Genomic DNA, 24335 nt, shown 5'->3' on the forward strand with positions numbered 1-24335 from the left:
AGCCGGCGCTGCTCCGCGCCGTTTGCTCGTGACGGGTTGCAGCGCTTTTGGCAATGTACCGGGTTGACTGGCGACACGCCGCCGGCGCCCCGGCTTTCAAAGATTCTCCTATGCCCCATAGTCCACGTTACCGCGTGCTGGAGGTGCTGCACCAGGGTGCGGACACGATCCTCTACCGCGCGCGGCGCGAGGAGGACGGCCGGCCGGTGGTGCTCAAGGTCCTGCGGCGCGATCACGCCAGCCCCCGCGCCCTCCGCAGGCTCCAGCACGAGCTCGAGGTCGCCAGAGCGCTCGCTTCGCCGGTCATCGCCAGGGCCTACGGGATCGAGCCGTTCCGCGATCAGGTGACGCTGGTCCTCGAGGACTTCGGCGGCCGCTCGCTCGACCGGCTGCTCGATGGCGACGGGCCCACGCGCCCGATGCGCCCGATGTCGATCGAGCGCTTCTTCCCCCTCGCCCTCCGCCTCGCCGCCGCGCTCGCAGAGCTCCACCGACACCACGTCATCCACAAGGACATCAAGCCCCAGAACCTCCTCTACAACCCCGACACCGGCGAGGTGAAGATCACCGATCTCGGCATCGCCTCCCTCTCCGCGCGCGAGGCCCAGGAGCTCGCGCACGACGGGCTCATCGAGGGCACGCTCGCCTACATGGCGCCGGAGCAGACAGGCCGCATGAACCGCCGCGTCGACGAGCGGACCGATCTGTACTCCCTCGGCGTCACCTTCTACGAGCTTCTGACTGGCACCCTGCCCTTCCACGCCAGCGACCCCGTCGCGTGGGTTTATTGCCACATCGCCCAGGCGCCGCAGCCGCCGCACACGCTCGCCCCCTCGATTCCACCCCAGCTCTCCGCCGTCGTCCTCAAGCTGCTCTCCAAGGCCGCCGAGGAGCGTTACCAGAGCGCACTCGGCCTGCGCCACGACCTCGACACGTGCTTTTCCCAGCTGCGCCAGAGCGGCGCCATCGACGCCTTCCCGCTCGGACGGCGCGACGTCTCCGATCGGTTCCAGATCCCGCAGCGGCTCTACGGCCGCGAGCGCGAGATCGCGACGCTGCGCGCCGCGTTCGAGCGCGTGGTCGCGAGCGGCCGGCCAGAGCTCGTGCTCGTCTCGGGCTATTCGGGCATCGGCAAGTCCTCGCTCGTCGCCGAGCTGCACGGGCCCGTCGTGCGCGAGCGCGGCTCCTTCCTCTCCGGCAAGTTCGATCAGCTCAAGCGCGACGTGCCGTACCGCCCCCTCCTTCACGCCTTCCGGGGGCTCGTGCAGGAGATCCTGAGCGCGGCCGAGGAGCAGGTCGAGCGCTGGAGGCAGCGCCTCCGCGAGGCCCTCGGCCAGAACGGCAGGCTGCTCACCGACATGCTCCCCGAGCTCGCCTTGCTCCTCGGCCCGCAGCCCCCCGTGCCCGAGCTCCCGCCCGCCGAGGCCCAGAGCCGATTGCTCGCCACGCTCCAGCGCTTCGTCGCCGCCTGCGCCCAGAAGGAGCACCCCGTCGCCCTGTTTCTCGACGACCTGCAATGGGCCGACGCCGGCAGCCTCCTCTTGCTCGAGCAGCTCGCCACCCTCGCCGGCGACGCACACCTCCTGTTGATAGGCGCTTATCGCGACAACGAGGTCGGCCCCGCGCACCCGCTCCGGCTCACCTTGGCCGAGGTGCAGAAGCGCGGCGTCACCATCGGCGACATCGTCCTCGAGCCGCTCTCCGCCGCCCATGTCGGGGCGCTCGTCGCCGAGGCGGTCCATGCGCCCGAAGCGCGGGTCGAGCCGCTCTCGCAGCTCGTCTACGAGAAGACCGGCGGCAACCCCTTCTTCGTTCTCCAGTTCCTCATCGCCCTGCACGAAGAGGGGCTCATCACCTTCGACGCCGACGAGGGCGCATGGCGGTGGGACATCGCCGCCATCCACGACAAGGGCTTCACCGACAACGTCGTCGAGCTGATGGTGGGCAAGCTGGAGCGGCTCTCGGTCCCGACGCGCGACGCGCTCAAGCTCGCCGCGTGCCTCGGCAGCAGCGTGGACCTCGACACCCTCGCGATCGTCGCGCGAAGGCCGGCGGAGGAGCTCCGCGAGGCGCTCGAGGAGGCCGTGCGGGAGGGGCTGCTGCTCCGCCGGGACAGCGCCTATCGCTTCCTCCATGACCGGGTGCAGCAAGCCGCAACCTCGCTCATCCCGGCCGGACAGCTGGCCGAGGTGCACCTCCGCATCGGTCAGCTGCTCTTGGGGGCACGGCGCGCCGACCAGCGCGAGGACGCGCTCTTCGATATCGTCGGCCACCTCAACCACGGCGCCGCGCTCCTCCGTTCCCAGGCCGAGCGCGACGAGCTCGCCGCGCTGAACCTCCGCGCCGGCAGGAAGGCCAAGGCCGCCGCCGCCTTCCAGTCTGCCGCCGCCCTCTTCGCCGCCGGCCTCTCCCTCCTCGCGCACGACCCCCGCGAGCGCTGGGAGACTCGGTACGATCTGGCCTACGACCTGAGCCTCGAGCGCGCGCACGCCGCCTACGCCATCGGCAGCTTCGAGGAGGCGGAGCGGCTGCTCGACGAGCTCATGGCGCGCGCGAGGACCAACATCGAGCGCGCCTCCGTCGTCGAGCTCGCCGTCGCGCAGAGCGTCACCCGCGGTCAGTGCGACCGCGCCGTCGAGCTCGGGCTCTCGTGCCTCCGCGCCTGGGACATCGAGCTGTCGCTCCCCGTCACCGACGCGCAGGTCAAGGAAGAGACCGAGGGCGTCTGGCAAGCGCTGGGCGACCGGGAGATCGAGGCGCTGGTCGACCTGCCGCCCATGGATCACCCCGAGATCAAGGTCGCGATGCGCATCCTGCTCGGCGTGATGATCCCTGCCTATTTCGTGGATCTGAAGCTGCACTATCTGCTCCTCGTGCGCATGGTCAAGCTCAGCTTGCGCCACGGCAACGCCGAGAGCTCCGCCCAGGCGTACACCGCCTTCGCGCGGATGTTCGGTCCGCTGTTCGGGCGGTATCGTGACGCGTACCTGTTCGGCAAGCTCGGTTACGACCTCGCGGACAGGGGCCACGCCCTCGCCACGAAGGGCGCGGTGTTCACCCTGTTCGGGCAGCAGGTCGTGTTCTGGACGCGCCACTACCGGGAGACCGGCCTCTATGCTCGCCGCGGCTTCAACGCCGCGCTGGAGGGCGGCGACTGGAACAACGCATGTTACAACTGCATCTGGGCGGCGATGTTCCCGCTGCTCTCCGGCGAGCCGCTGGAAGACGCCCTCCACCTGACCGAAGACCGCCTCGGCTTCGTGCGCAAGGCCGGTTATGCGTTCGTCCATGACGTCCTCCTCGGCGCACGGCACCTCATCCAGACGCTGCGCGGGCGGCCGGTCGATTACGCGATGCTCGACGGCGCCGCGCTGGATCAGGCGGCCTTCGAGGCGCGGCTCGTCCGGGAGGGCGGGGTCGTCCCTGGATGCTTCCACTTCAGCATGAAGGCGCAGGCGACGTTCGTCCTCGGCGCGCCCCGGGAGACGGTCGCGGCGACGGCCCATGTGGTCGTCGATTTCGACTGGAAGATGGACACGAACGCGCTGTACGTCGAGTGCTTCTATTATCGCGCGCTCGCGCTGGCCGCGCTCGTCGACGACGACGAGGACCGCGCGGCGGCGCCGTCGGCCCGGCCGGAGCTCCCGGACGGGCTGCTCGACTGCGAGCGGCAGCTCGGCGAGTGGGCCGCGAGCGGCCCCGACAACTTCCTCCACAAACACGCTTTGGTCCGCGCCGAGATCGCCCGGCTCCGCGGGCAGGATCTGGAGGCCATCGCGCTCTACGAGCAGGCCATCTCCTCGGCGCACGAGGGCGGCTTCGTCCAGCACGAGGCCATCGCCTGCGAGCTCGCCGCCCGGCTCTACCGCGACCGCGGCCTGTCCACGCCCGCCGACGCTTACCTCCAGAGGGCCCGCGCCGCCTATTTCCGCTGGGGCGCCCACGCCAAGGTCGAGCAGCTCGACCAGCGGTATCCCTTCCTCGTCGAGCGAAAGCCGATCGCCCCCACCGTCACCTTCGCCGTCCGGGCCGAGCAGTTCGACGTCCTGTCCGTCGTCAAGGCCTCTCAGAGCATCTCCGGTGAGCTCAAGCTCCCGCGCCTGCTCGAGATGCTCCTGCGCATCGTGGTCGAGCACGCGGGCGCCGGAGAGGGGTACGTGCTCCTGCTCCGGGAAGATCGCCTGTCGACGGCGGCGGCGATGGCCGCGTCCGGGGGCGCCGCGCGGCTGCTCGACGCGGGAGAGGCGGCGGCGGACGCGCTGCCGCAATCCATTCTCAACTATGTTCGCCGGAGCCACGAGCGCGTGCTGCTCGACGACGCCGCCGGGCGGCACCCGTTCTCGGAGGACGCGTATTTCACGCGGAAGCGGCCGAGATCGGTGCTGTGCCTCCCGATCGTGCGCCAGGCGCGGCTGCTCGGCCTGCTCTACCTGGAGAACAAGCTGGTGGCCGGCGCGTTCACCCCAGGGCGGCTCACCGTGCTCGAGCTGCTCGCCTCGCAGTCGGCCATCTCGCTCGAGAACGCCATGCTCTATACCGATATCGAGCAGGAGAACGCCGAGCGGCGCCGGGCGGAGCGCGAGCTCCAGGCCAACCAGAAGACGCTCCAGGCCATCGTCGACAACTCCGCTGCAGCCATCTACCTCAAGGATCGCGACGGCCGGCACCTGCTCGTCAACCGGGAGGTGAGCCGCGCCCTCGGCAGGCCGGCCGAGCAGATCGTCGGAAAGACGACCGCCGAGCTCCTGCCTGCCGCGGTCGCCGAGTCCATCGACGACCACGACCGGAAGGTGCTCGACTCGGGCGAGCCGATGGAGTTCGAGGAGGAGGTGCTGATAGAGGGCGAGCTGCGCACCGGCCTATCCGTCAAGTTCCCGCTCGGCGAGGACGTCATGCCCGGCGTGCTCTGCGGCATCTCCACCGACATCACCGAGCGCAAGCGCGCCGAGCTCGCCGAGCGCTTCCTGGCCGACGCGAGCCGCAAGCTCATGGCCCTAGGCTACGGCACCACCCTCGAGAGCGTGGCGCAGCTCGCCGTGCCCGAGCTGGCCGACTGGTGCGTCATCGACGTGGACCTCGCTCGCAGCTCCCCGGACTCCCCGGGACACGCGGTCAACGCGGGCGTGCCGGCCGAGCTGGCAGACGCGGTGATGGACGCGCTGCGGCCCCTCGCAGCGACCTCGCCGGACCGTCCCGAGGTGGGTGACGTCCGCGCCGCGCCCCTCCTCGAGCGGCTCGGCGTTCACTCCTTCCTCCGCGTCCCGCTCCTCGCGCGCGACCGGCGCTTCGGCGTCATGACCCTGCTGGCGGCCGCGCCGCGGCGCCATTACCGCCCCGCGGACCTCTGGCTGGCCCAGGAGCTGGCGAGCCGCGCCGCGCTCGCCCTCGACAACAGCCGTCTGTTCGCCGAGGCCCAGGTGGCGATCGAGCGCCGCGACGAGTTCCTCCTCGTCGCATCGCACGAGCTCAAGACCCCGCTCACCTCGCTCAAGATGCAGGCCCACCTCCTCGCCCGGCTCCTGCCTCGCTTGCAGCGCGCCGAGGTCGCTCAGGAGCGCATCGACGCCGCGATCCAGCTCCTCAACCGACAGATCGCGCGCCTCGCCCACCTGGTCAACGAGCTGCTCGATGTCACCCGCCTCAACGCCGGCCGGCTCACCCTCGCGCGCGCGCCCGTCGATCTGGCGGCCCTGACGCGTGAGGCTGTCGAGCGGATGCACCAGCAGCTCGACGACGCCCGCTGCCGCATCCAGCTCGATCTGGAAGAGCCCGTGGTCGGGCACTGGGATGCTTCTCGCGTGGAGCAAGTCGTCATCAACCTCCTGTCCAACGCGATCAAGTACGGCGCGGGGGCCCCCATTCACGTCGTCGTGCGCGGCCTGGAAGACCGCGCGCGGCTGGTCGTCCGCGATCACGGCATGGGGATCGCCGATGCCGATCAGGCCAGGATCTTCGAGCGCTTCGAGCGCGCCGTCTCCGTACGCAACTTCGGTGGGTTAGGACTCGGCCTCTACATCGTGCGGTGGATCGTCACCTCCCACGGCGGCACCATCCGCGTCGAGAGCAAGCCGGGCGCGGGCGCCACGTTCATCATCGAGCTCCCCTTGCACCCGGCGGAGGCGGAGTCGGAGACGGCGGCGGACGGCCGAGGGGACCTGCTCCCACAGCCCTAGCTCCGCGTCACCGGGGTTCTTCCCTCATCGCGTGGGAGGAGGTGCAGGGCGGCGGCCAGGGAGCGCAGCGCCGACGATTCCGGGCGAGAGCGAGCGCGACGATGTGGAGTGGCGCTCCGGGCTCCGGGACGCCACATTGGCCCCAAGGTGAGGTCACGCTCCTCGGCAGCGCCGCTCTTCGTGATCTCCGCGGCGCTCGGCGGCAGCGCGGTCGCGCACGCCCAGCCGACCGCGGCGCCCTTGCGTATCGAGTACCGCACGGAGGCTGGATGCCCGGCAGAGGCGGAGTTTCGTGCGCGCGTCGGCGCGCGCCTCCGGCGGAACATCGCGGAGACGGACGCAGCGAGCGCGTACGTCGTGATCATCGAGCAGCGCGATCGCCGCTTCATCGGGCGCCTCAGCGTCCGCGCGGCCGACGGGACGGCGTCCGACCGCGATGTCGCGGGTGATACCTGCGACGATGTCGTCGCCGCGCTCGCGGTCGTGACCGCGCTCGCCGTCGATACCCAGGCCGGGGACGCCCCCGCAACGGCCGCCACACCCGCGGTTTCCGCGTCCCCGAGCGCCGTCGCCGCGCCGCCCCCGCCGGTCGGTGCGCCGCCTGCGGGCGCCCCGCCTGCGGGCGCCCCGCCGGCCGGTAACGCGCGGGCGCGGCCGCCGGCGCCGGAGCCCGACGCCACGACGCACCTGGTGCTCGGCGCGCAGCTCCTCGTCGGCCAGATGATCGGCCTCCCCTCCTTCGGCACGCGCATCTCCGCCGAGCCTCCCCTCGCCGTCACGACCCGCGGCGTCGGCCCGGCGCGCTTCGACGCGGACCTCGAGGTGTCCTCCGACGTCCCCGTTGCGGGTGGCTCTGCATCGTTTCTGCGCGCGGCCCTCGGCGCCGACGCGTGCCCGCTCGGCGCATCGCTCGGCGTCCTGCGCCTTTCCCCCTGCGTGCGCGTCGAGGGCGGCCTCGTCTCGGCGAGCCGCCGAGGCATCGCCCCCGCGCGCAGCGTGACGCGCGGATGGCTGGCGCTCGGCCTGCCGGTGCGCGCGCGGCTGCCGCTCTGGGGCCCGTTCGTGCTCGACGCCGACGCCGGGGTACGCTTACCGCTGCTGCGCGACGGCTTCTTCCCCGACGGCGCCGACGCCGACGCCCGCCCGCCGCCGATCGAGAGCGTCGGGGCGCTCGGGCTCGGGTTGACGATTCCGTGATCCCGGCGCTCGCCTCCGAACATAGCAGCGGCAGGAGACGATGATCAGCGCGACTCGATCCCGACCCCCGGCGCGCGCAGAGGTGGTGCGCGACGCGGCCATGACGGCGCCTGCGGAGCGCGCCGAGCAGCGCGCGCCATCGCCCTCCGCGGAGCGCTACCGCGCGCTGGTCGACGCGCATTTCGACTTCATCTGGCGCTCGTTGCGCGGGCTCGGCGTGCCCGCCGGCTCGGCCGACGACGCCGCGCAGCACGTCTTCCTGATCGCCTACCAGAAGCTCGCCGAGATCGCGCCCGATCGCGAGCGGTCCTTCCTCTTCGGGACGGCGCTGGGGGTCGCGGCGAACGCGCGCCGCGCCGGCGCGCGGCGGCGCGAGCTCTGCGACGACGGCGCGATGGCGGCCGCGGCCGACGACGCGCCGAACCCGGAGCAGCTCATCGAGATGAAGCAGGCGCGCGCGCTGCTCGACGACGCGCTCGACGCGATGGAGGAGGACCTCCGCGTCGTCTTCGTCCTCTTCGAGCTCGAGGGCGTCCCGACCGAGGAGATCGCCGCGATGCTCGGCCTCGCGAAGGGCACCGTCGCTTCCCGCCTCCGCCGCGCGCGAGAGGACTTTCGCGCGATCGCGAGGCGCGTCCAGGCGAGGGCGCCGCACCGGGGAGGCGAGCGATGACCGATCCGAAGCCGCTGGGAGACGAGGAGACGACCGAGTTCGAGCGCGCGCTGCTCCGCTCGTGGAAGCAGGAGTCGCCGTCCTCGTCGGCGCGCGCGCGCGCGCTCGCCATCGCCGGGCTCGCCACGGGCGGGGTCGCAGGGGGCGGGGTCGCAGGGGGCGGGGTCGCAGGGGGGACAACCGCTGCGCCCTCTCCGTCGGCCGCGCCCGCGCCGAAGGCGGGCGCCGGCAAGCTGCTGGTGCTGGCGAAGTGGAGCCTCAGGGCGGCGATCGGCGTCGGCCTCCTCGCCGCGGGCGTCGCGCTCCTCCGGCCGTCGGCGCCTCCCTCCGCGGCGGGAACGTCGAGCGAGCCGCAGGCCACGCTCACGCCGCCCACCGCCGTCGAGCCGCCGGCGGCGAGCGCGGCGCCGGTCGCGCCCGCGCCGGCTCCCTCCGGGCCCGTGACGCAAACGCCGCTCCAGGCGAGCGCCCCGCCGCTCCAGGCGAGCGCCCCGCCGCTCCAGGCGAGCGCCCGGCCGCTCCAAGCGCCCGCCGCCGCCACGAGCCCGCCGCGCCCGAAGAGCGCCGCGCCGCGCGCGGGATCCGCTCCCGGCGCGCCGATCGACGCGCTCGGCGAGCAGGTCGCCATGATCGATCGCGCGCGCGACGCGCTCGCCGCCGGCGACGCGGCGGGGTGCCTCGCGGCGCTCGACGCCCACGACAGCAAATTTCCTCGGAGCGCGATGGGAGAGGAGGCCACCGTGCTCCGCATCGAGGCGCTGATCCGCCTCGGCGACCGGGCCCGCGCCGCCGAGCTGGGGCAGCGCTTCCTCGCCTCGCGCCCGACGAGCGCGCATGCCTCGGGCGTGCGCGCACTCCTCGGCGCGGCGAAGGAGCCTTGATCGAGCGGCGCGCACGCGCGCCTCGCGCGGCCTGCTCGCCCGCCTGCGCAAACGTGCTTTCGAGGGCGCCGGAGAGCGTGCCTATCGTGTCCGGTTCGTCGAATGGTTCGAGCCCTGTCAGCGCAAGATAGTTCAACAGAGAGGTCTCGTATGGTCTGGTCGTCATGGAGCAAGCGCCACGCGCGGAAGGCGGTCCTGGTGGGAGCGGCGATGGCGCGCCTCTCGCTGCCGGGGAGCGCCGCGGCGCAGGAGGCGGTCGCCCCGGCGTGGGACGAGACCGAGCGTCGGGAAGACATCGTCCAGCGGCGCGAGCGCGCCGCGCTCCTTGCGACGCACCTCCACGACGTGATCAGGCTGCACTCCGCCGGGAAAGCGGTGCCCGTCCTCTTCAGCGGTATCAGCGGGGCGAGCCTCGCCTTGAGCCTGACCGTAGCCCCGGCCGAGCCTCGCTTCCTCGCCTGGACCGCCGGCTCCGCGACGTTGCTCGCGGGAAGCATCGCCGCGCTCGCCGTGCCGGAGACGTACCGGCGCGACACGCTGGGGGCCGCCGCGCAGCTCTCACAAGGCAGCTTCTGGCTCGGGCTCGCGTTCTTCACGGACAGCGGCCTCGCGAGGGCGACGCCGATCGCGCTATCGTCGGGATATTACGTGTCCGGCTTGCTCTCCGGGCTGAACCTGGCGCTGTCCGACTACACGCCTGCTTCCCGCCTCCGCGCCGACCATGCGCTGGTGGCGACGCCCGGATGGCGCGCGCGGCTGTCAGGCGCGCAGATCGCGAGCATCGAGCGGGATCTGCTGGCCACCGCGCCTGCGATCCCGAGCTGGGCCATCTACCTCCCGGTCGCGCTCGGCGGGGTCGCCGCTACCGCGCCCGTGTGGGACGGCGATCTGCCAGCAGAGAGGCGGATGTTGAGCTTGACGTCCGGTCTCCTCGCCTCCGTGTGGTCGCTCGGCGCCATGTTCGATCCCGAACATCCGGCGCAGTCCTACCAGCGGGATCTGCGCAGGGCCGGCCTGCAGGTCGCGCCTTCAGGACCCGACGGCAACGTGGGTTTCACGGTCTCGGGCAAGTTCTAGAGCGGCGGTGGGCGGAAACCGCTGTAGAGCGACAGACGGGCTGAAGCCACACGCGAGCAGCGAGGAGTCGAAGCCCGCCATCGCGCTCGTGTCTCCTGGCTCGACCTCTGGAGGAGCTCGGGGACACAGCAGTGATTGTCATCGTTTCGCGCTCCTTCGAGCGCTCATCAAGGAGGATTGGCCATGCGCAACGTTCTCATCGTCGTGTTCGTGCTCATCGTGGGATGTGGCGGAGAGGCTCCGGCCGCGAGCTGGGTGGCCTGCGAGTTCACCGGCAGCACCCCAGGCGGCGTGACGGTCCGTAGCTGCGCCGAGCTCGAGACCGACGACCCGGACAAGCACGAAAGTCAGTGCACGGACACGTCAAACCTCGAGGCCGAGCTCGTCGATCGATGCTCTACCGACGACGTGCTCGGCACCTGCGTCGTCACCGGCGACGGCGAGACCATGACGACGTACCATTATGAAACAGAGCTCCTCACGGCGGATACCGTCAAGCCGATCTGCGAAGCGACGAATGGCACCTGGACGCCGCGCTGACGCGCTGACCCGGTGCGTGTCGCCGCGGGCCCGAGCGCCTCGACGCCCCGTGGTTCGGCGTGATCACGGGATCGTGTCGTCGACGTAGTATCCGGCGCTCCCGACCGGGACCGTCACGGCGCCCGAGCCGACGGTGAACGCCCCGTTCGGCGTGATGTTGGCCGGGTTCTGTCCTTGCCCGATCGTCTGGTACCAGGTCAGCCGGGTGATCTCTCCGCCGCCCGTGCCGATCCGCAGGTGCACGCCGCCGTTGTCATAGCGGTATCCACCGCTCACCTGGTCGCTCGAGAACCACGTCCAGGAGGAGCTCACCGGCAGCTGAAACTGCTGCGTTCCGCTCTGCGCCGGCGGCGCGCCGCTGCCGTCCGTGTGGCTGACGCTCACGCCCTTCTTGCCGAGGTACTGCAGGCTCGCCGTGGTCACATAAAAGTACTCGGTGTTCGCCTGGTAGCTGCCCACATTGCTCCCGCCGATCGCAAGGGCTCGAAAGAACGGCTGGCCGTTCGAGAAGGTCGCCGTGTACAGCCGCCATGGAGTCGACATGCCAGGGTCGAGCTGCGCTTCGCTCACCGAGTCGACCTCCTCGTCTCCTGGCTGCTCTATCCGCTCGGCGACGATGCAGCCCGACGCCGCCAGCATCGCGAAGACCGCCGTCCCGACCTGCACCAACACGCTCTGCGCTTGCATGACAGCCGAACCTCTCTACGGACTTTCATGGCCCAGATCCGCTGGGGAACCGACGATTCCGGGCAACCTGCCGAACCGAGGTAATCGAAGTCACCGGAGTAGACAATTGAAAGGATCGTCCGCGAGCTTTACCTCGAGCTCGAGATCGGAATGGCGACGAGCGCATGACGGTGGTGCGTTCCGGCCGCGGACGGGATCGACCGAGCACCATGATCCCGCTGGCGCGCAGCAGCGCCGGATCGGCGCAAGTCGACACAGTTCGGCACGAGTTCACGGGACGGCCAGCGCCGTGCGCTGCGTGGCCGGATCAGCGGAATCAGCGGGAGACGAGGTCCGTCATCCAGGGCACGTCGGGGGTCGTTCTCAGGACCGTGCCGGCCCACTGCCGGTCGTCCATCCGCTCGAAGCCCTCGGTGACGGCCTCGAAGTACGACGAGGCGAGCCCCACGAACGCGCGAGGCGCGCCGCCGCAGGGGTCGGCCGTCACGACCATGAGCCGCGGCAGGCCGGTGCCCACGTGCAGCACGCGGCCGACCGGCGCGCCGCCCTCGTCGGTCGGCTGGGTGTGCACGTCGGCGATCGTCGGATCCTGCTCCAGGCTCTTCATCTGATCGAAGAAGAGCTGCATGTACCACCCCTCGACGTAGGGCGCACCGCACCCTTGCGACTGAACCTTCACCGCCTGGTTGATGAAATCGAGGTGCTCCTGGGTGAGGGGCAGGCCGGCGCGCTCGTTCGCGGCCATCTCGCCGAGCGTCCGCGCGACGTCGTGGAGCTGCGAGAAGTACGCCGACACCCTCTCCCCGAGCTGCGGCGCGCTCGACAGATCGAGCGCGCCGACGATCTCGACGCCGTGCTCGGCCAGCTCGGCGATGCGCGTGTAGAACGCCGGGTACGGATCGACATACGCGTCCGGGAACTCGCACGTGTCCCCGCCCGTGTACGACTGCTTGGCGTAGAGCAGGGTGTCGTGGCGGAGCTCGGCCCAGGAGGCGAGCTGGGTGCTCAGCAGGCGGCGGCCCCACGCCTCGGTCTTCGCCACCCCGGGCAGCCCCTCGCCGTCAGAGATCGCCCGCGCCGGCGACAGCTCCCGCAGCGCCCCGAGCCAGCGGTTGTAGAGGTTCTTGCCCCAGAAGTCCCCGGGGTGCGCGTCGACGAGCACGCGCATCATGTGCAGGTCGGGCGCATAGGGGAACTTCCCGAGCTCCGGCGCGAGCAGCTGGCCTGCCTGATCGTTGCCGAGCGCGGCGAAGCCCACGTCGAGCGGATCCGGCATCATGCGCTTGACGGCGCCGCCCTGCACCCGGTCGAAGACCACGTTCGAGAAGACGTGGGAGTCGACGACGTACCGCTGGCCGAGCAGCGCGAAGCTCGACGAGAGGGGCATCGTGCCCTTGCCGAGCCCGTTGATCATGATGTGGCTCGAGATCCGCTGCGTCCCGTGGCCCTCCTTCACGATGACCTCGGCGATCCGCGCGTCCGGGACGCCGGCGAGGCCGGCGGCGTCGCTGAGGCCGAGGTCGGCGAGCAGGTCGTCGAGCTCCGGCAGGGTCATGAAATCGCTCTCGCCGACGAAGGCCTGGATCGCGTCGTCGATGCGCTTGTAGCGGGCGACGGTCTCCGCGTCGGCCAGGGCGCGCAGCACGTACGCGCCCTCGAGGTGCCGCCGCTGGAAGCGCTGGGTGCCGTCCTGCTGGGTCTCGAGGAAGCGGAAATCCACGCGGCCGAGCCACATCATGCTGCGGAAGTAGCGCTCGAGCTCGGGGTGCAGCTCGTCGACGTAGTGGCCGCGGGGCTCGAACTGCGAGAAGTCCATGAGCCGGTCCGTGCCGAAGAGGCGAACCTCCCCCATGCCCTGGTGGGCCTCGGCGCCCGCGACGAGCTCGTCGATCGCCGCGGCGCTGGCGCCCGCGACGGGGGCGACGGGCGCGCCGTCGAGCAGCGCGAGCGCGACGGCCGTGAAGAGATCCGCGTCCGCGCGCGCCTCGGCGCCGAGCTCCGCTCCGGCGCCCGAGGCGAGCCGCGCGCGCATCTGCTTCAGCATCGTCCCGAGCTCGGGCGCGAGCGAGGCCAGCTCCACCGCCTTCAGGATCGCGTCGTACGAGCGGTGGACCGCGAACAGGACCGAGTCCGCGGACACGTAGAGCGGCAGGTCGAGCGAGTAGATGCTCTCGTAGCCGTAGACGAAGGTCGGGAAGGACTTCTTGCTCGAAATGACGAAGCCGTTCGCGGAGAGCTTCGCGAGCTCGTCCTCGTCGAGGGCGAGCGCGGTGCCCTGGAGGAGCGAGAGGCCCGCGGCGTCCGCCGGCGCATAGGACAGGCCCGACGCGAAGGGGACGGGGTAGCGCGCGGCGAAATCCTCGGCGCTCATGCTCGCCGAGGCATCCCGCTCGGCGAGCAGCGCGGTGAGCTCCGCCTGCTGCTCGGGCCCGAGCTCCGTGGAGGGCAGCTGGGTGCCGTCGGTGCCGGGCGGGGGCTGGCTCCCCTCGCCAGAACAGCCGGCGGCGAGGGCGACGAGGATCGGAACGACGTGAAGGCGAAGAAGCAGGTTGCGCATCGTGCTCCCCTTTCGAAGCGTGCCCCTGAGAGCCCGGGGCGCGACGGCCCTGAAAGCAAAGGTGGTGCCGTGGGCGCGCGATGCGAGGGGCGTCCTCCTGCAAACAGGGTGGGAGACAGCCATGCTCCGGCCGCGCGCTGGGGCTGATCCACGCGCCTGCCGGCCGTGGCCGCGCAGCCTCGGCGCGAAGATCGCTTCTGCGACGGAGCGCAGGGTCAGGGCTCTCGTGTGAAACCACGGTTCTTCAGGCGCTCCTTGGGCCTCGGGGGACGATCGTGCGACCCCCTGAGCCGTGAGCCTCCCCTCGCGGGACTTCAGCAGAGGAGCCCCGTTTGACCCGCCCCTTGAAGCTCGTCCGACCGCCGCCGCCCGCGCCGAAGCGGGTCTTCGCCGGCGACGACGCGACCCTCGTGCACGCGTTCCGGCGGGGCGACCCCGGGGCGCGCGCCGCCCTCTACGACCGGTTCGCGGATCACGTCCACCGGGTGCTCTACCGGCTGCTGGGCTTCAGCCACGACCTGGCCGACCTGCACCACGACGTCTTCGTCCGCGCGCTCGGCTCGCTGCCGGGCCTGGAGGACCCGAGCGCCCTCAAGGGATGGCTCACGATGATCGCGGTGCACGTGGCGCGATCGTCGATCACCCGCAGGAAGCGGCGCAGCTGGCTCTGGTTCCTGCCGAGCGAGGAGCTGCCCGAGGTCGAGTCCGGCGCGGCGTCGGGCGACGTGCTGGACGCCTTGCGCGCGACCTACGCGGTCCTCGACGCGCTCCCGGTGGACGAGCGGATCGCCTTCGCGCTCCGGTTCATCGACGGCATGGAGCTCACCGAGGTCGCCGCGGCGTGCGAGACCTCGCTCGCGACGATCAAGCGGCGGCTCGCCCGCGCCAGCGCCCGCTTCGAGGCCGAAGCCCGCAAGCAACCCGCGCTCGAGGCGTGGCTCGATGGAGGTACCCGGTGGGGCAATCCGAGCGCCCGCTGATCCCCCTGGGGCGGCACGTGGCCGAGCTTCAGGACCGGATGCCGGCGGCGCGGCTCGATCGCGAGCGCGGGCGAGCGCGGCTGCTCGCGGCGGCGCCGGCGCCCGGTGCGGAGACGGCCGGGCGCGGAGAGCGGCCCCGCCGTGAGTCGTCCTGGGCGCCGCGGCGGACGAGGCCTGGAAGGCCGTTCGCGGCGCGGCTCGCCGCCTCGCTGGCGGCGGTGGCCCTGCTCGCCGCCGCGCTCGTGGTCGCGCTCGTGGCGCGCCCCCGCGCTCCGATGCGCTTCGCGCTCGGGGCGGCCGAGCCAGGGGTCGTCGGCGCGTGGATCGCCGCGCCGACCACGGCGGAGCTGCCGATCCGGTTCTCCGACGGCTCGCTGCTCCGCCTCGCGCCGGGGGGGCGCGCCCGCGTCGCCTCGGTGGGCGCAGACGGCGCGGAGCTCTCCCTCGAGCGAGGCGCCCTCGATCTCTCGGTCGTCCACCGCGAGGGCGCGCGCTGGACGGTGCGGGTCGGGCCGTTCCAGATCCGCGTGATCGGGACGCGCTTCGAGACCCGATGGGACCCGGTGACCGAGCAGCTCGTGGTCGCGCTGCACGAGGGGGCGATCACGGTCTCCGGGCCGGTCGTGGGCGATTCGCGCGCCGTCCGCGCCGGCGAGCGGCTCACCATCTCGCCCGCGACGAACACCCTCGAGGTGGGCTCGATCGACGCTGCCTCTGGCCCCACTGCCTCCGGCCCCACATCGACGGCGACCCCGCCCGGCGCGGCTGCCACGAGCGCGGCCGATCCCGGCGCAGGCGCTCCGAGCGCGCCTGCCCCGAGCGAAGCCGATCCGGGCGCGGCTGCGCCCTCGACGAGCGGGCCGCCGGCGGCCGCCCGCGCCCCGGACGCCGGGGCGGCCACGCTGGAAGGGCAAGCAGGCGGCGAGGGCTCGGTCGCTCCCCTGCCCGCGCTCCGAGAGACGCCGTCGTGGCGCGCCCTGGCCCTCGAGGCCAGGTACAGGGACGCCCTGGCCGCCGCGGAGGGCGAGGGCTTCGACGCGATCTGCGACGCCGCGAGCGCGAGCGATCTGCACGCGCTCGGCGACGCGTCCCGGCTCGGCGGGAGCCCGGCGCGCGCCGCCCAGGCCTTCGCCTCCCTCCGCGCCCGGTTCCCCAGCTCGCCCGAGGCCACGTCGGCGGCGTTCATGCTGGGGAGGATCGCCCAGGACCAGAGCAAGGACCACGCGGCCGCCGCGCGCTGGTTCGCCCGGTACCTGCGCGAGCAACCGGCGGGCGCGTTCGCCGCCGATGCCGCGGGGCGCCTCGTCGAGGCGGAGGACAGGCGGGGCGACGAGGCGGGCGCCCGGAGGGCGGCCGAGCAGTACCTCGCCGCTCATCCGAGCGGCTCGCACGCGGGGTACGCGAAGCACGTGCTCGGGCGCGGATCGAAGGCGGTCACCCCCGGAGGCTCTCCTGCCAGGCCCGTCCCCTCCGGAGGCTCTCCCGGCGCGCCGGGCCCTGCCGCCGAGCCTCCCTCGCCGTGAGACGCCGCGCCGCGACGCTCCTCTTCCTCGCCTTCCTCGCCGGGGCCACGCTCGCAGCAGGGGCCGCGCTCGCCGAGGGCGCGCGCGCCGGCGAGACCCGGACCGAGGCCCCCTCGACCATCGCCGTCCTCTGCGCCCCCGGCGATCGCTTCGGCCTGCGGCTCGTGGCCGAGATCGAGTCGCTGGGCTTCCGGGCGGAGCGCCTCGACCCCGCGGCCGCGCCGGCGTCGCGCGCGTCCCTCGAGGCCTCGGCGCGCGAGGTGGGCGCCATCGCCGCGATCCGCGCCGTCCCCTCCGAGCGCGGCGTCGAGATCTGGATCGCCGATCGGGTGACCGGCAAGACCGTCCTCCGCGAGATGGCGGACGACGGCGGCACGCCCGACCGCGACGCGGCGCTCGCGCTCCGCGCCGTCGAGTTGCTGCGCGCCAGCCTCCTCGAGGCCGGCCTGCCCGCGCCCCCGCCCGGAGAGGTGCCCGCGACGCCCGAGATCCGCGAGAAGCTGCGGGTCCGCGCGCCGGACACGCTGCCCGCGCCGGCCCGGAGGCCGTCGCCGGCGCTCCGCCTCTCGCTCGCTCCCGGTGCGCTGCTGAGCCCAGGCGGCTTCGGCGCGGCGGTCAGCGTCGACGTCGGCCTCTCCTGGCTGCCGAGCGAGCACGCCGGCGCGATCGCGTTCGCCGCGATTCCGGTCAGCGCCCACCAGGTCGAGCGATCGCAAGGCACCGCCGAGCTCTCCGTCCTGCTCGCCGGCGGGGGCGCGCGCTTCCAGCTGGCCCCGCGCGACAGCCCGTGGACGGCCTCGGCGGATCTCGGCTTCTCGGCCGTGTTGCTCTGGAGCACGGGGGTGGCCAGCAAAGGCTTCCGCTCGAGCGCATCCGCCGCGGTGACCGCCAGCCCCTTCGCGGGCGTCGGCCTCTCCTTCGCCCTGACCCCCACGTTCCGCCTGCGCGCCGACGCCCTCGCCAGCGTCCTCGTCGAGGGTGTCTCCGTCCGGTTCGTCGAGCGAGAGACAGCGACCTGGGGCAAACCGTTCATCCTCTCTTCAGCCGGCATCGAGATCGATCTGTTCTTATGAGCCGCCGTCACGCGCCGGAGGGACTTCACCTCTGGAGCCTGGCCTGGAGGTCGTTCGAATGAAACGATGGATGATGGTCCTCGGAGCGATGGCGGTGATGAACAGCGGATGTGAAGAGATCGTCTTCAATCCCATTCAAAATGGGGGTTGGGGGAGCCCCCCGGCCCCCATGGTGCCCGACGACGGCGATGAGGTGGACGACGATGATGTAGACGACGTGGACGACGGCGCCTCGGCCGTCCAGGTCATCGCGCTGCGAGGCAGCGATGTGGTCCCCGGCTCCCTCTACTTCACGGGCAGTCCACCGCCCTGGGAGACCCCGGACGCGCTCGTCCTGTACTTCAGCAACGCTGTCGAGCAGTGCGCCCAGCCCGTGTTCGATCTCGAGGCCGGCGTCGACTGTGACAAGGCAGGTACCTGGCAATTCATCCTGCTGATTCCGCCCGAGCTCAACGAGCCAGGTCTCATCGATCTCTCCGCCATGCACATCCCCTTCTCCAAAACTGTGTTCTTCTCCGGTTGCGGTGGCGCGAGCGGCTCGGGCCCCGGCCATGAGGGCACGCTCGAGATCGTCAGCAGCGACGAGACCTCGCTGTTCGTGAAGGTGCGCGGCGCGGGCGACGAGAACTGGCCGGTCGACGGCGATCACACGGTCCAGCGCTGCGGCACATAGCTCTGCGCTCGCGCGACGGCTGGCCGCCGGGCTCCGGCAGAAACAGCACAGCGCGCCCGAACGGCAGGCGTCGGAGGATTCTCGGCGAACTCCCTCTCTTCCCCCTCGTCATCGCAGGCGAGCCGGCGCGAGGGCGCCCTGCCATTTTCCATGGCGGAGCGCGGCGCTTTTGGCAACATGCACCGACGCTCGACGCTTCGGAGGCCGCCGCGTCGGCCTTCGAAGATCCCCCTATGGCCGATAGTCCACGCTACCTCGTGATCGAGGTCCTGCACGACGGGCCCGAGACGATCCTCTACCGAGCCCGGCGCGAGGAGGACGGCCGGCCGGTGGTGCTCAAGGTCCTGCGGCGCGACCACGCGAGCCCCCGCGCCCTCGGGCGGCTGCGCCACGAGCACGACGTCGCCAGGACGCTCGACTCGACGGCCATCGTCAAGGCCCACGGGATCGAGGCGTTCCGTGACCAGATGGCGCTGGTCCTCGAGGACTTCGGCGGCCGCTCGCTCGACCGGTTCATCCAGGGGCCGACGCCGCTCGATCGCTTCTTCCCCCTCGCCCTCCGCCTCTCCGGCGCGCTCGCCGAGCTGCATCGACACCGCGTCATCCACAGGGACATCAAGCCCCAGAACCTGCTCTACAACCCCGACACCGGGGAGGTGAAGATCACCGATCTCGGGATCGCCTGCCTCTCGCCCCGCGAATGCCACGACGTCTCCCATGACGGGCTCATCGCGGGGACCCTGGCGTACATGGCGCCCGAGCAGACGGGCCGGATGAACCGCTCCACCGATGAGCGGACCGACCTGTACTCCCTCGGCGTCACCTTCTACGAGCTGCTGACCGGCGCCTTGCCCTTCCAGGCGAGCGATCCCGTGGAATGGGTGTATTGCCACGTCGCCCTCCACCCATCCCCGCCCCACGCGCTCGTCCCCTCGATTCCCCCGCAGCTGTCGGCGGTCGTCCTCAAGCTGCTCTCCAAGTCCGCCGAGGATCGCTACCAGAGCGCGCTCGGCCTGCAGCGCGACCTCGACGAGTGCTTCGCCAGGTGGCAAGCGAGCGGGGCGATTCCGCCCTTCCCGCTCGGTGAGCGCGATCTCTCCGATCGGTTCCAGATCCCGCAGCGGCTCTACGGCCGCGAGCGCGAGCTAGGGGCCCTGCTCGCCGCGTTCGAGCGCGTGGTCGCGAGCGGCCGGCCGGAGCTCGTGCTCGTGTCGGGCTACTCGGGCGTCGGCAAGTCGTCGCTCGTGGCCGAGCTGCGCGGGCCGGTGGTGCGCGAGCGGGGCTTCTTCCTCTCCGGCAAGTTCGAGCAGCTGAGGCGCGACGTCCCTTACCACGCCTTCCTCCAGGCGTTCCGGGCGCTCTTGCGGGAGATCCTGGGCGTGAGCGACGAGGAGCTCGAGCGCTGGCGAGAGCGCCTCCGGGAGGCCGTCGGCGCGACCGGCGCGCTGCTCGCCGGCGTGCTCCCCGAGCTCGCGCTGCTCCTCGGCCCGCAGCCGCCCGCGCCGGAGCTCCCGGGCGTCGAGGCCCGGCACCGGTTCCACGCGGCGCTCCAGCGCTTCGTGGCGGCGTGCGTCCAGAAGGAGCACCCCATGGTGCTCTTCCTCGATGACCTCCAGTGGGCCGACGCCGGCAGCCTCCAGCTGCTCGAGCAGCTCATCACCTACACCGAGACCGAGCACCTCCTGCTCATCGGCGCTTATCGCGACAACGAGGTCGGCCCGGCGCACCCGCTGCCGCTCATGCTGGCCGACGCGCGGAAGCGCGGCGCGACCTTCAGCGACCTCGTCCTCGCGCCGCTCTCCGCCTCCGACGTCGGGGCGCTCGTCGCGGGGGCGGTCCACGCCGCGGCCGAGCGCGCCGAGCCGCTCTCGCGGCTCGTCCACGAGAAGACCGGCGGCAACCCCTTCTTCGCGATCCAGTTCCTCTTCGAGCTGCACCAGGAAGGCCTCATCGCCTTCGACGCGAAGGCGGGCGCCTTTCGCTGGGACATCGCCGCGATCCGCGGCAAGGGCTTCACCGACAACGTCGTCGAGCTGATGGTGGGCAAGCTCAAGCGGCTCCCCGTCCCGACGCAGGACGCGCTCAAGCTCGCCGCGTGCCTCGGCGCCAGCCTGGACCTCGACACCCTCGCGCTGGTCGCGAGCCGCCCTGCAGCCGAGCTCGGCGAGGCGCTCGCCGAGGCCGTGCGCGAGGGGCTGCTGCTCCGCCGGGACTCGGGCTACCGCTTCCTCCACGACCGGGTGCAGCAGGCCGCCCACGCGCTCATCCCCGCCGGACAGCTCGCCGAGGTGCACCTCTGCATCGGCCGGCTGCTCCTGAAGGGCCAGCGCGCGGACGAGCGCGAGGAGGCGCTCTTCGACGTCGTGGGGCACCTGAACCGCGGCGCCGCGCTCATCCGTTCCCAGGCCGAGCGCGACGAGCTCGCCGCGCTGAACCTCCGCGCCGGCAGGAAGGCCAAGGCCGCCGCGGCCTTCCAGTCCGCCGCCGCGCTCTTCGCCGCGGGCCTCTCCCTGCTCGCGCCGAGCTGCTGGGAGGCGCGGCACGAGCTGACCTACGATCTGACCTTCGAGCGCGCGCACGCCGCGTACATCGCCGGCGGCTTCGACGAGGCCGGGCGGCTGCTGCAAGAGCTCATGGATCACGCGAGCACCGAGGCCGAGCGAGCCGTGGCCGTCGAGCTCGCCATCGCCCTGAGCGTGACCCGCGGGCAGGCCGCCCGCGCGGTGGACATCGGGCTCTCGTTCCTCCGCTCCTGCGACGTCGACCTGTCGATCCCGCTCACCGATGCGCGGCTCGCGGAGGAGACCGAGGGCGTCTGGCAGGCCCTGGGCGACCGGGCGATCGAGGGCCTGATCCACCTGCCTCCCATGACGCACCCGACGTGCAAGATCGCGATGAGCGTCCTGGCGAGCGTGTCTGTCCCCGCGTACTTCGTGCACCCGGACCTGAACTACCTCGTCGTCCTGCGCATGGTGAAGCTCAGCCTGCAGCACGGCAACGCCGCGAGCTCCCCTCACGCGTATGCGGCGTTCGCGAAGGTGATCGGCCCGAAATACGGGCGATACCAGGAGGGATATCTGTTCGGCAAGCTCGGTCATGACCTGGTGGAGAGGGACAACCTCCTCGCCATGAAGGCCATGGTCTTTTCCTTGTTCGGCAATCTGATCATCTTCTGGAAGCGCCATTACCGAGAGACGTATCCGTACACGCGCGCCGGCTTCAACGCCGCGATCGAGACCGGCAACCTGAACGACGCGTGCTTCCTCTGCATCTGGGCCCCGCTGTTTCCGCTGCTCGCCGGCGAGCCCCTGGAGGACGTCCTCCGCGAGGTCGAGGAGCACCTCCGCTTCGTGCGCAAGACCGGATACGAGTTCGTCTACAACATCCTCCTGAGCGCCTACGCGCTGGTCCAGGCGCTGCGAGGCAGGCCGGCCCGGCTCCCGATGATGGATGGATCCGAGCTGGATCCCGGCGCTTTCGAGGCGCGGCTGCCTCCCGGGGACATGGGCGGCGTGCTCAGCTTCCACTGCAGCCTGAAGGCCCAGGGGCTGTTCTTGCTCGGCTCCCCCGGGGAGGCGTGCGAGGCGACGCGCCGGGTGATCGTCGACAGGCCCTGGAGGACCGAACCGCAGGCGCTCGTGGCGGAGGACTTCTATTATCACGCGCTCGCGCTCGCGGCGCTCGTCGACGACGACGATGCGCGCGATGCGCGCAGCCCGCACGAGGCGCCGCCGTCGCCGGAGCGGGAGCTGCCGGACGGGCTGCTCGACTGCGAGCGGCAGCTCGGCGAGTGGGCCAGGAACGGCCCCGACAACTACCTCCACAAGCACGCGCTGGTCCGCGCCGAGATCGCCCGGCTCCGCGGGCAGGAACCGCAGGCGGCCCGGCTCTACGAGCAGGCCGCGTCGGCCGCGCGGGAGGGCGGCTTCGTCCAGCACGAGGCCATCGCCTGCGAGCTCGCCGCGGCGTTTTACCGCGCGAACGGCCTCGCCACCGCCGCCGACGCCCACCTCCAGAAGGCCCGCGCCGCCTACTTCCGCTGGGGCGCCCACGCCAAGGTCGAGCAGCTCGACCAGCGGTATCCCTTCCTCGTCGAGCGAAAGCCGATCGCCCCCACCGTCACCTTCGCCGTACGCGCCGAGCAGTTCGACGTCCTCTCCATCGTCAAGGCCTCTCAGAGCATCTCCGGTGAGCTCAAGCTCCCGCGCCTGCTCGAGATGCTCCTGCGCACGGTGATCGAGCACGCGGGCGCCGAGGAAGGCTACGTGCTCCTGGCCCGCGAAGATCGCCTGTCGACGGCGGCGGCGATCGCGGCGCCCGGGGGCGCCGCGCGGCTGCTCGACGCGGGCGAGGCCGCGGCGGCCGCGCTGCCGCAATCCATCCTCAACTACGTTCGCCGCAGCCACGAGCGCGTGCTGCTCGACGACGCCGCCGGGAAGCACCCTTTCCTCGAAGAGGAGTATTTCACGCGGAAGAAGCCGAGGTCGGTGCTGTGCCTGCCCATCGTCCGCCAGGCGCGGCTGCTCGGCGTGCTCTACCTGGAGAACCGGCTCGTGGCCGGGGCGTTCACCCCAGGGCGGCTCACCGTGCTCGAGCTGCTCGCCTCGCAGTCGGCCATCTCGCTCGAGAACGCCATGCTCTACGCCGACATCGAGCAGGAGAACGCCGAGCGGCGCCGGGCGGAGCGCGAGCTCCGCGAGAGCCAGGCCACGCTGCAGGCCATCATCGACAACTCCTCCGCGGCCATCTTCCTCAAGGATCGCGACGGCCGGCACCTGCTCGCCAACCGCGGGGTGAGCCGCGCCCTCGGCAGGCCGCTCGATCAGATCATCGGAAAGACGAGCGCCGAGCTCATGCCTACAGCGCGCGCCGTGGCGCTGGACGCGCACGACCGGCAGGTGCTCGACAGGGGCGAGCCGCTCGAGTTCGAGGAAGAGTTGATCCTGGAGGACGGGCCGCACACCTACCTGTCGGTCAAGTTCCCGCTCGGCGAGGACGTGATGCCCGGCGTGATCTGCGGCGTCTCCACCGACATCACCCAGCGCAAGCGGGCCGAGCTGGCCGAGCGCTTCCTCGCCGAGGCGAGCCGCAAGCTCATGGCCCTCGGCTACGGCGCCACCCTCGAGAGCGTCGCTCAGCTCGCCGTGCCCGAGCTGGCCGACCAGTGCGTCGTCGACGTGCGCCTCGATCCGGACGCTCCGGAGCGCACGGGCACCGCAGGAGTGCCCGCCGAGCTCGCAGGGGCGGTGATCGACGCGCTGCAGCCGCTCTCGGCGGCGTCGCTGCAATGCCCCGAGGTGGGCGACGTCCGCGCCGCGCCCCTCCTGGATCGGCTCGGCGTTCACTCCTTGCTCCGGGCTCCGCTCCTCGCGCGCGACCGGTGCTTCGGCGTCATGACCTTGCTGGCGACCGCGCCACGGCGCAGCTACGGCCCCGCCGACCTGTGGCTGGCCCAGGAGCTGGCGAGCCGCGCCGCCCTCACCCTCGACAACAGCCGCCTGTTCACCGAGGCGCAGGAGGCGATCGAGCGCCGCGACGAGTTCCTCCTCGTCGCCTCGCACGAGCTCAAGACCCCGCTCACCTCGCTCAAGATGCAGGCCCACCTCCTCGCCCGGCTCCTGCCCCGCTTCCAGCGCGCCGAGGTCGCTCCGGAGCGCATCGACGCCGCGATCCAGGTCCTCAACCGACAGATCGCGCGCCTCGCCCACCTGGTCAACGAGCTGCTCGACGTCACCCGCCTCAACGCCGGCAGGCTCACCCTCGCGCGCGCTCCCCTCGACCTGGCGGCCATGACGCGCGAGGTCGTCGAGCGGATGCACCAGCAGCTCACCGACGCCCGCTGCCGCACCCAGCTCGATCTGGAGGGGCCCGTGCTCGGGGACTGGGATGCTTCTCGCATGGAGCAGGTCCTCATCAACCTGCTGTCCAACGCGATCAAGTACGGCTCGGGAGGCCCCATTCACGTCGTCGTGCGTGGCCTGGAAGGCCGCGCGCTGCTCATCGTCCGCGACCACGGCATCGGCATCGCGCAGGCCGACCAGGCCAGGATCTTCGAGCGCTTCGAGCGCGCAGTCTCCGTCCGCAACTTCGGCGGCCTCGGCCTCGGCCTCTACATCGTCCGGTGGATCGTCACCTCCCACGGCGGCACCATCCGCGTCGAGAGCAAGCCGGGCGCGGGCGCCACGTTCATCGTCGAGCTCCCTTTGCATGCGGCGGAGGCGGAGACGGACGTCCAGGACACCTCCCTCTCATCGACATAGAATCGACGTTCACCGGCGGCCCCCCGGGGCGACCGGTGCAT

General features: G+C 71.9%; 13 protein-coding genes. 11 read left to right on the forward strand and 2 right to left on the reverse strand.

Features of this window, described 5'->3' with window-relative positions; genetic code table 11:
* Positions 1-110: 110 nt before the first annotated feature.
* The 6 genes from WME82_RS29795 to WME82_RS29820 all read left to right on the forward strand — a co-directional run bounded on the left by WME82_RS29795 (position 111) and on the right by WME82_RS29820 (position 10541).
* Positions 111-6173, forward strand: coding sequence for an AAA family ATPase (locus tag WME82_RS29795; protein WP_438038071.1), 6063 nt, complete (start codon positions 111-113; stop codon positions 6171-6173).
* A 147-nt stretch (positions 6174-6320) separates the two neighbouring features.
* Positions 6321-7370 (forward strand): hypothetical protein, encoded by a 1050-nt coding sequence (locus WME82_RS29800; protein WP_438038072.1) that lies wholly within the window; start codon positions 6321-6323, stop codon positions 7368-7370.
* Positions 7371-7410: 40 nt separating this feature from the next.
* Positions 7411-8043, forward strand: a complete 633-nt coding sequence (locus WME82_RS29805) for an RNA polymerase sigma factor (protein ID WP_438038073.1) — start codon at positions 7411-7413, stop codon at positions 8041-8043.
* Positions 8040-8924, forward strand: a complete 885-nt coding sequence (locus tag WME82_RS29810; RefSeq protein WP_438038074.1) for a hypothetical protein — start codon at positions 8040-8042, stop codon at positions 8922-8924. Before WME82_RS29805 ends, WME82_RS29810 begins: the two co-directional genes overlap by 4 nt.
* 150 nt (positions 8925-9074) lie before the next feature.
* Complete coding sequence (locus WME82_RS29815) at positions 9075-10001, forward strand: hypothetical protein (protein ID WP_438038075.1); 927 nt, start codon at positions 9075-9077, stop codon at positions 9999-10001.
* 183 nt (positions 10002-10184) lie between these two features.
* On the forward strand, positions 10185-10541 hold the full coding sequence (locus tag WME82_RS29820) for a hypothetical protein (RefSeq protein ID WP_438038076.1): 357 nt from the start codon (positions 10185-10187) through the stop codon (positions 10539-10541).
* Positions 10542-10604: 63 nt separating this feature from the next.
* On the opposite strand, the gene WME82_RS29825 is transcribed toward WME82_RS29820, so the two are convergent.
* Together WME82_RS29825 and WME82_RS29830 are read right to left on the reverse strand one after the other, a co-directional pair.
* The gene (locus WME82_RS29825) at positions 10605-11228 is read right to left on the reverse strand and encodes a hypothetical protein (protein ID WP_437850557.1); all 624 of its coding nucleotides are present in this window, start codon (positions 11226-11228) and stop codon (positions 10605-10607) included.
* A gap of 316 nt (positions 11229-11544) precedes the next feature.
* Positions 11545-13785, reverse strand: coding sequence for a DUF3160 domain-containing protein (locus tag WME82_RS29830; protein ID WP_438038077.1), 2241 nt, complete (start codon positions 13783-13785; stop codon positions 11545-11547).
* Between the two features lie 332 nt (positions 13786-14117).
* Between WME82_RS29830 and WME82_RS29835 the strand changes: the two genes are divergently transcribed.
* From WME82_RS29835 to WME82_RS29855, 5 genes are all read left to right on the forward strand, one after another.
* Positions 14118-14765, forward strand: coding sequence for an RNA polymerase sigma factor (locus WME82_RS29835; RefSeq protein ID WP_438038078.1), 648 nt, complete (start codon positions 14118-14120; stop codon positions 14763-14765).
* A complete protein-coding gene (locus WME82_RS29840) occupies positions 14741-16288 on the forward strand; it encodes a FecR domain-containing protein (protein WP_438038079.1) in 1548 nt (515 codons plus the stop codon). The genes WME82_RS29835 and WME82_RS29840 overlap by 25 nt, the downstream gene beginning before the upstream one ends.
* Positions 16285-17361: a hypothetical protein gene (locus WME82_RS29845; protein ID WP_438038080.1), complete on the forward strand. Its 1077-nt coding sequence runs from the start codon at positions 16285-16287 to the stop codon at positions 17359-17361. Before WME82_RS29840 ends, WME82_RS29845 begins: the two co-directional genes overlap by 4 nt.
* A gap of 70 nt (positions 17362-17431) precedes the next feature.
* Positions 17432-18034, forward strand: coding sequence for a hypothetical protein (locus WME82_RS29850; RefSeq protein ID WP_438038081.1), 603 nt, complete (start codon positions 17432-17434; stop codon positions 18032-18034).
* A 233-nt stretch (positions 18035-18267) separates the two neighbouring features.
* Positions 18268-24294 carry an AAA family ATPase gene (locus WME82_RS29855; protein WP_438038082.1) on the forward strand — a complete coding sequence of 2009 codons (6027 nt, stop codon included), beginning with the start codon at positions 18268-18270 and terminating at the stop codon, positions 24292-24294.
* The last annotated feature ends 41 nt before the right edge of the window (positions 24295-24335 follow it).

This window comes from Sorangium sp. So ce128, assembly GCF_051525245.1.
In the GTDB taxonomy this organism is placed as follows: Bacteria; Myxococcota_A; Polyangia; order Polyangiales; family Polyangiaceae; genus Sorangium; species Sorangium cellulosum_B.

Bases quoted from the DNA above. Each gene is read 5' to 3' on its own strand.
- WME82_RS29850 (WP_438038081.1), top strand. From the start codon at position 17,432: ATGATGGTCCTCGGAGCGATGGCGGTGATGAACAGCGGATGTGAAGAG.
- WME82_RS29855 (WP_438038082.1), top strand. From the start codon at position 18,268: ATGGCCGATAGTCCACGCTACCTCGTGATCGAGGTCCTGCACGACGGG.
- WME82_RS29810 (WP_438038074.1), top strand. From the start codon at position 8,040: ATGACCGATCCGAAGCCGCTGGGAGACGAGGAGACGACCGAGTTCGAG.
- WME82_RS29825 (WP_437850557.1), bottom strand. From the start codon at position 11,228: ATGCAAGCGCAGAGCGTGTTGGTGCAGGTCGGGACGGCGGTCTTCGCG.
- WME82_RS29820 (WP_438038076.1), top strand. From the start codon at position 10,185: ATGCGCAACGTTCTCATCGTCGTGTTCGTGCTCATCGTGGGATGTGGC.
- WME82_RS29805 (WP_438038073.1), top strand. From the start codon at position 7,411: ATGATCAGCGCGACTCGATCCCGACCCCCGGCGCGCGCAGAGGTGGTG.
- WME82_RS29815 (WP_438038075.1), top strand. From the start codon at position 9,075: ATGGTCTGGTCGTCATGGAGCAAGCGCCACGCGCGGAAGGCGGTCCTG.
- WME82_RS29795 (WP_438038071.1), top strand. From the start codon at position 111: ATGCCCCATAGTCCACGTTACCGCGTGCTGGAGGTGCTGCACCAGGGT.
- WME82_RS29830 (WP_438038077.1), bottom strand. From the start codon at position 13,785: ATGCGCAACCTGCTTCTTCGCCTTCACGTCGTTCCGATCCTCGTCGCC.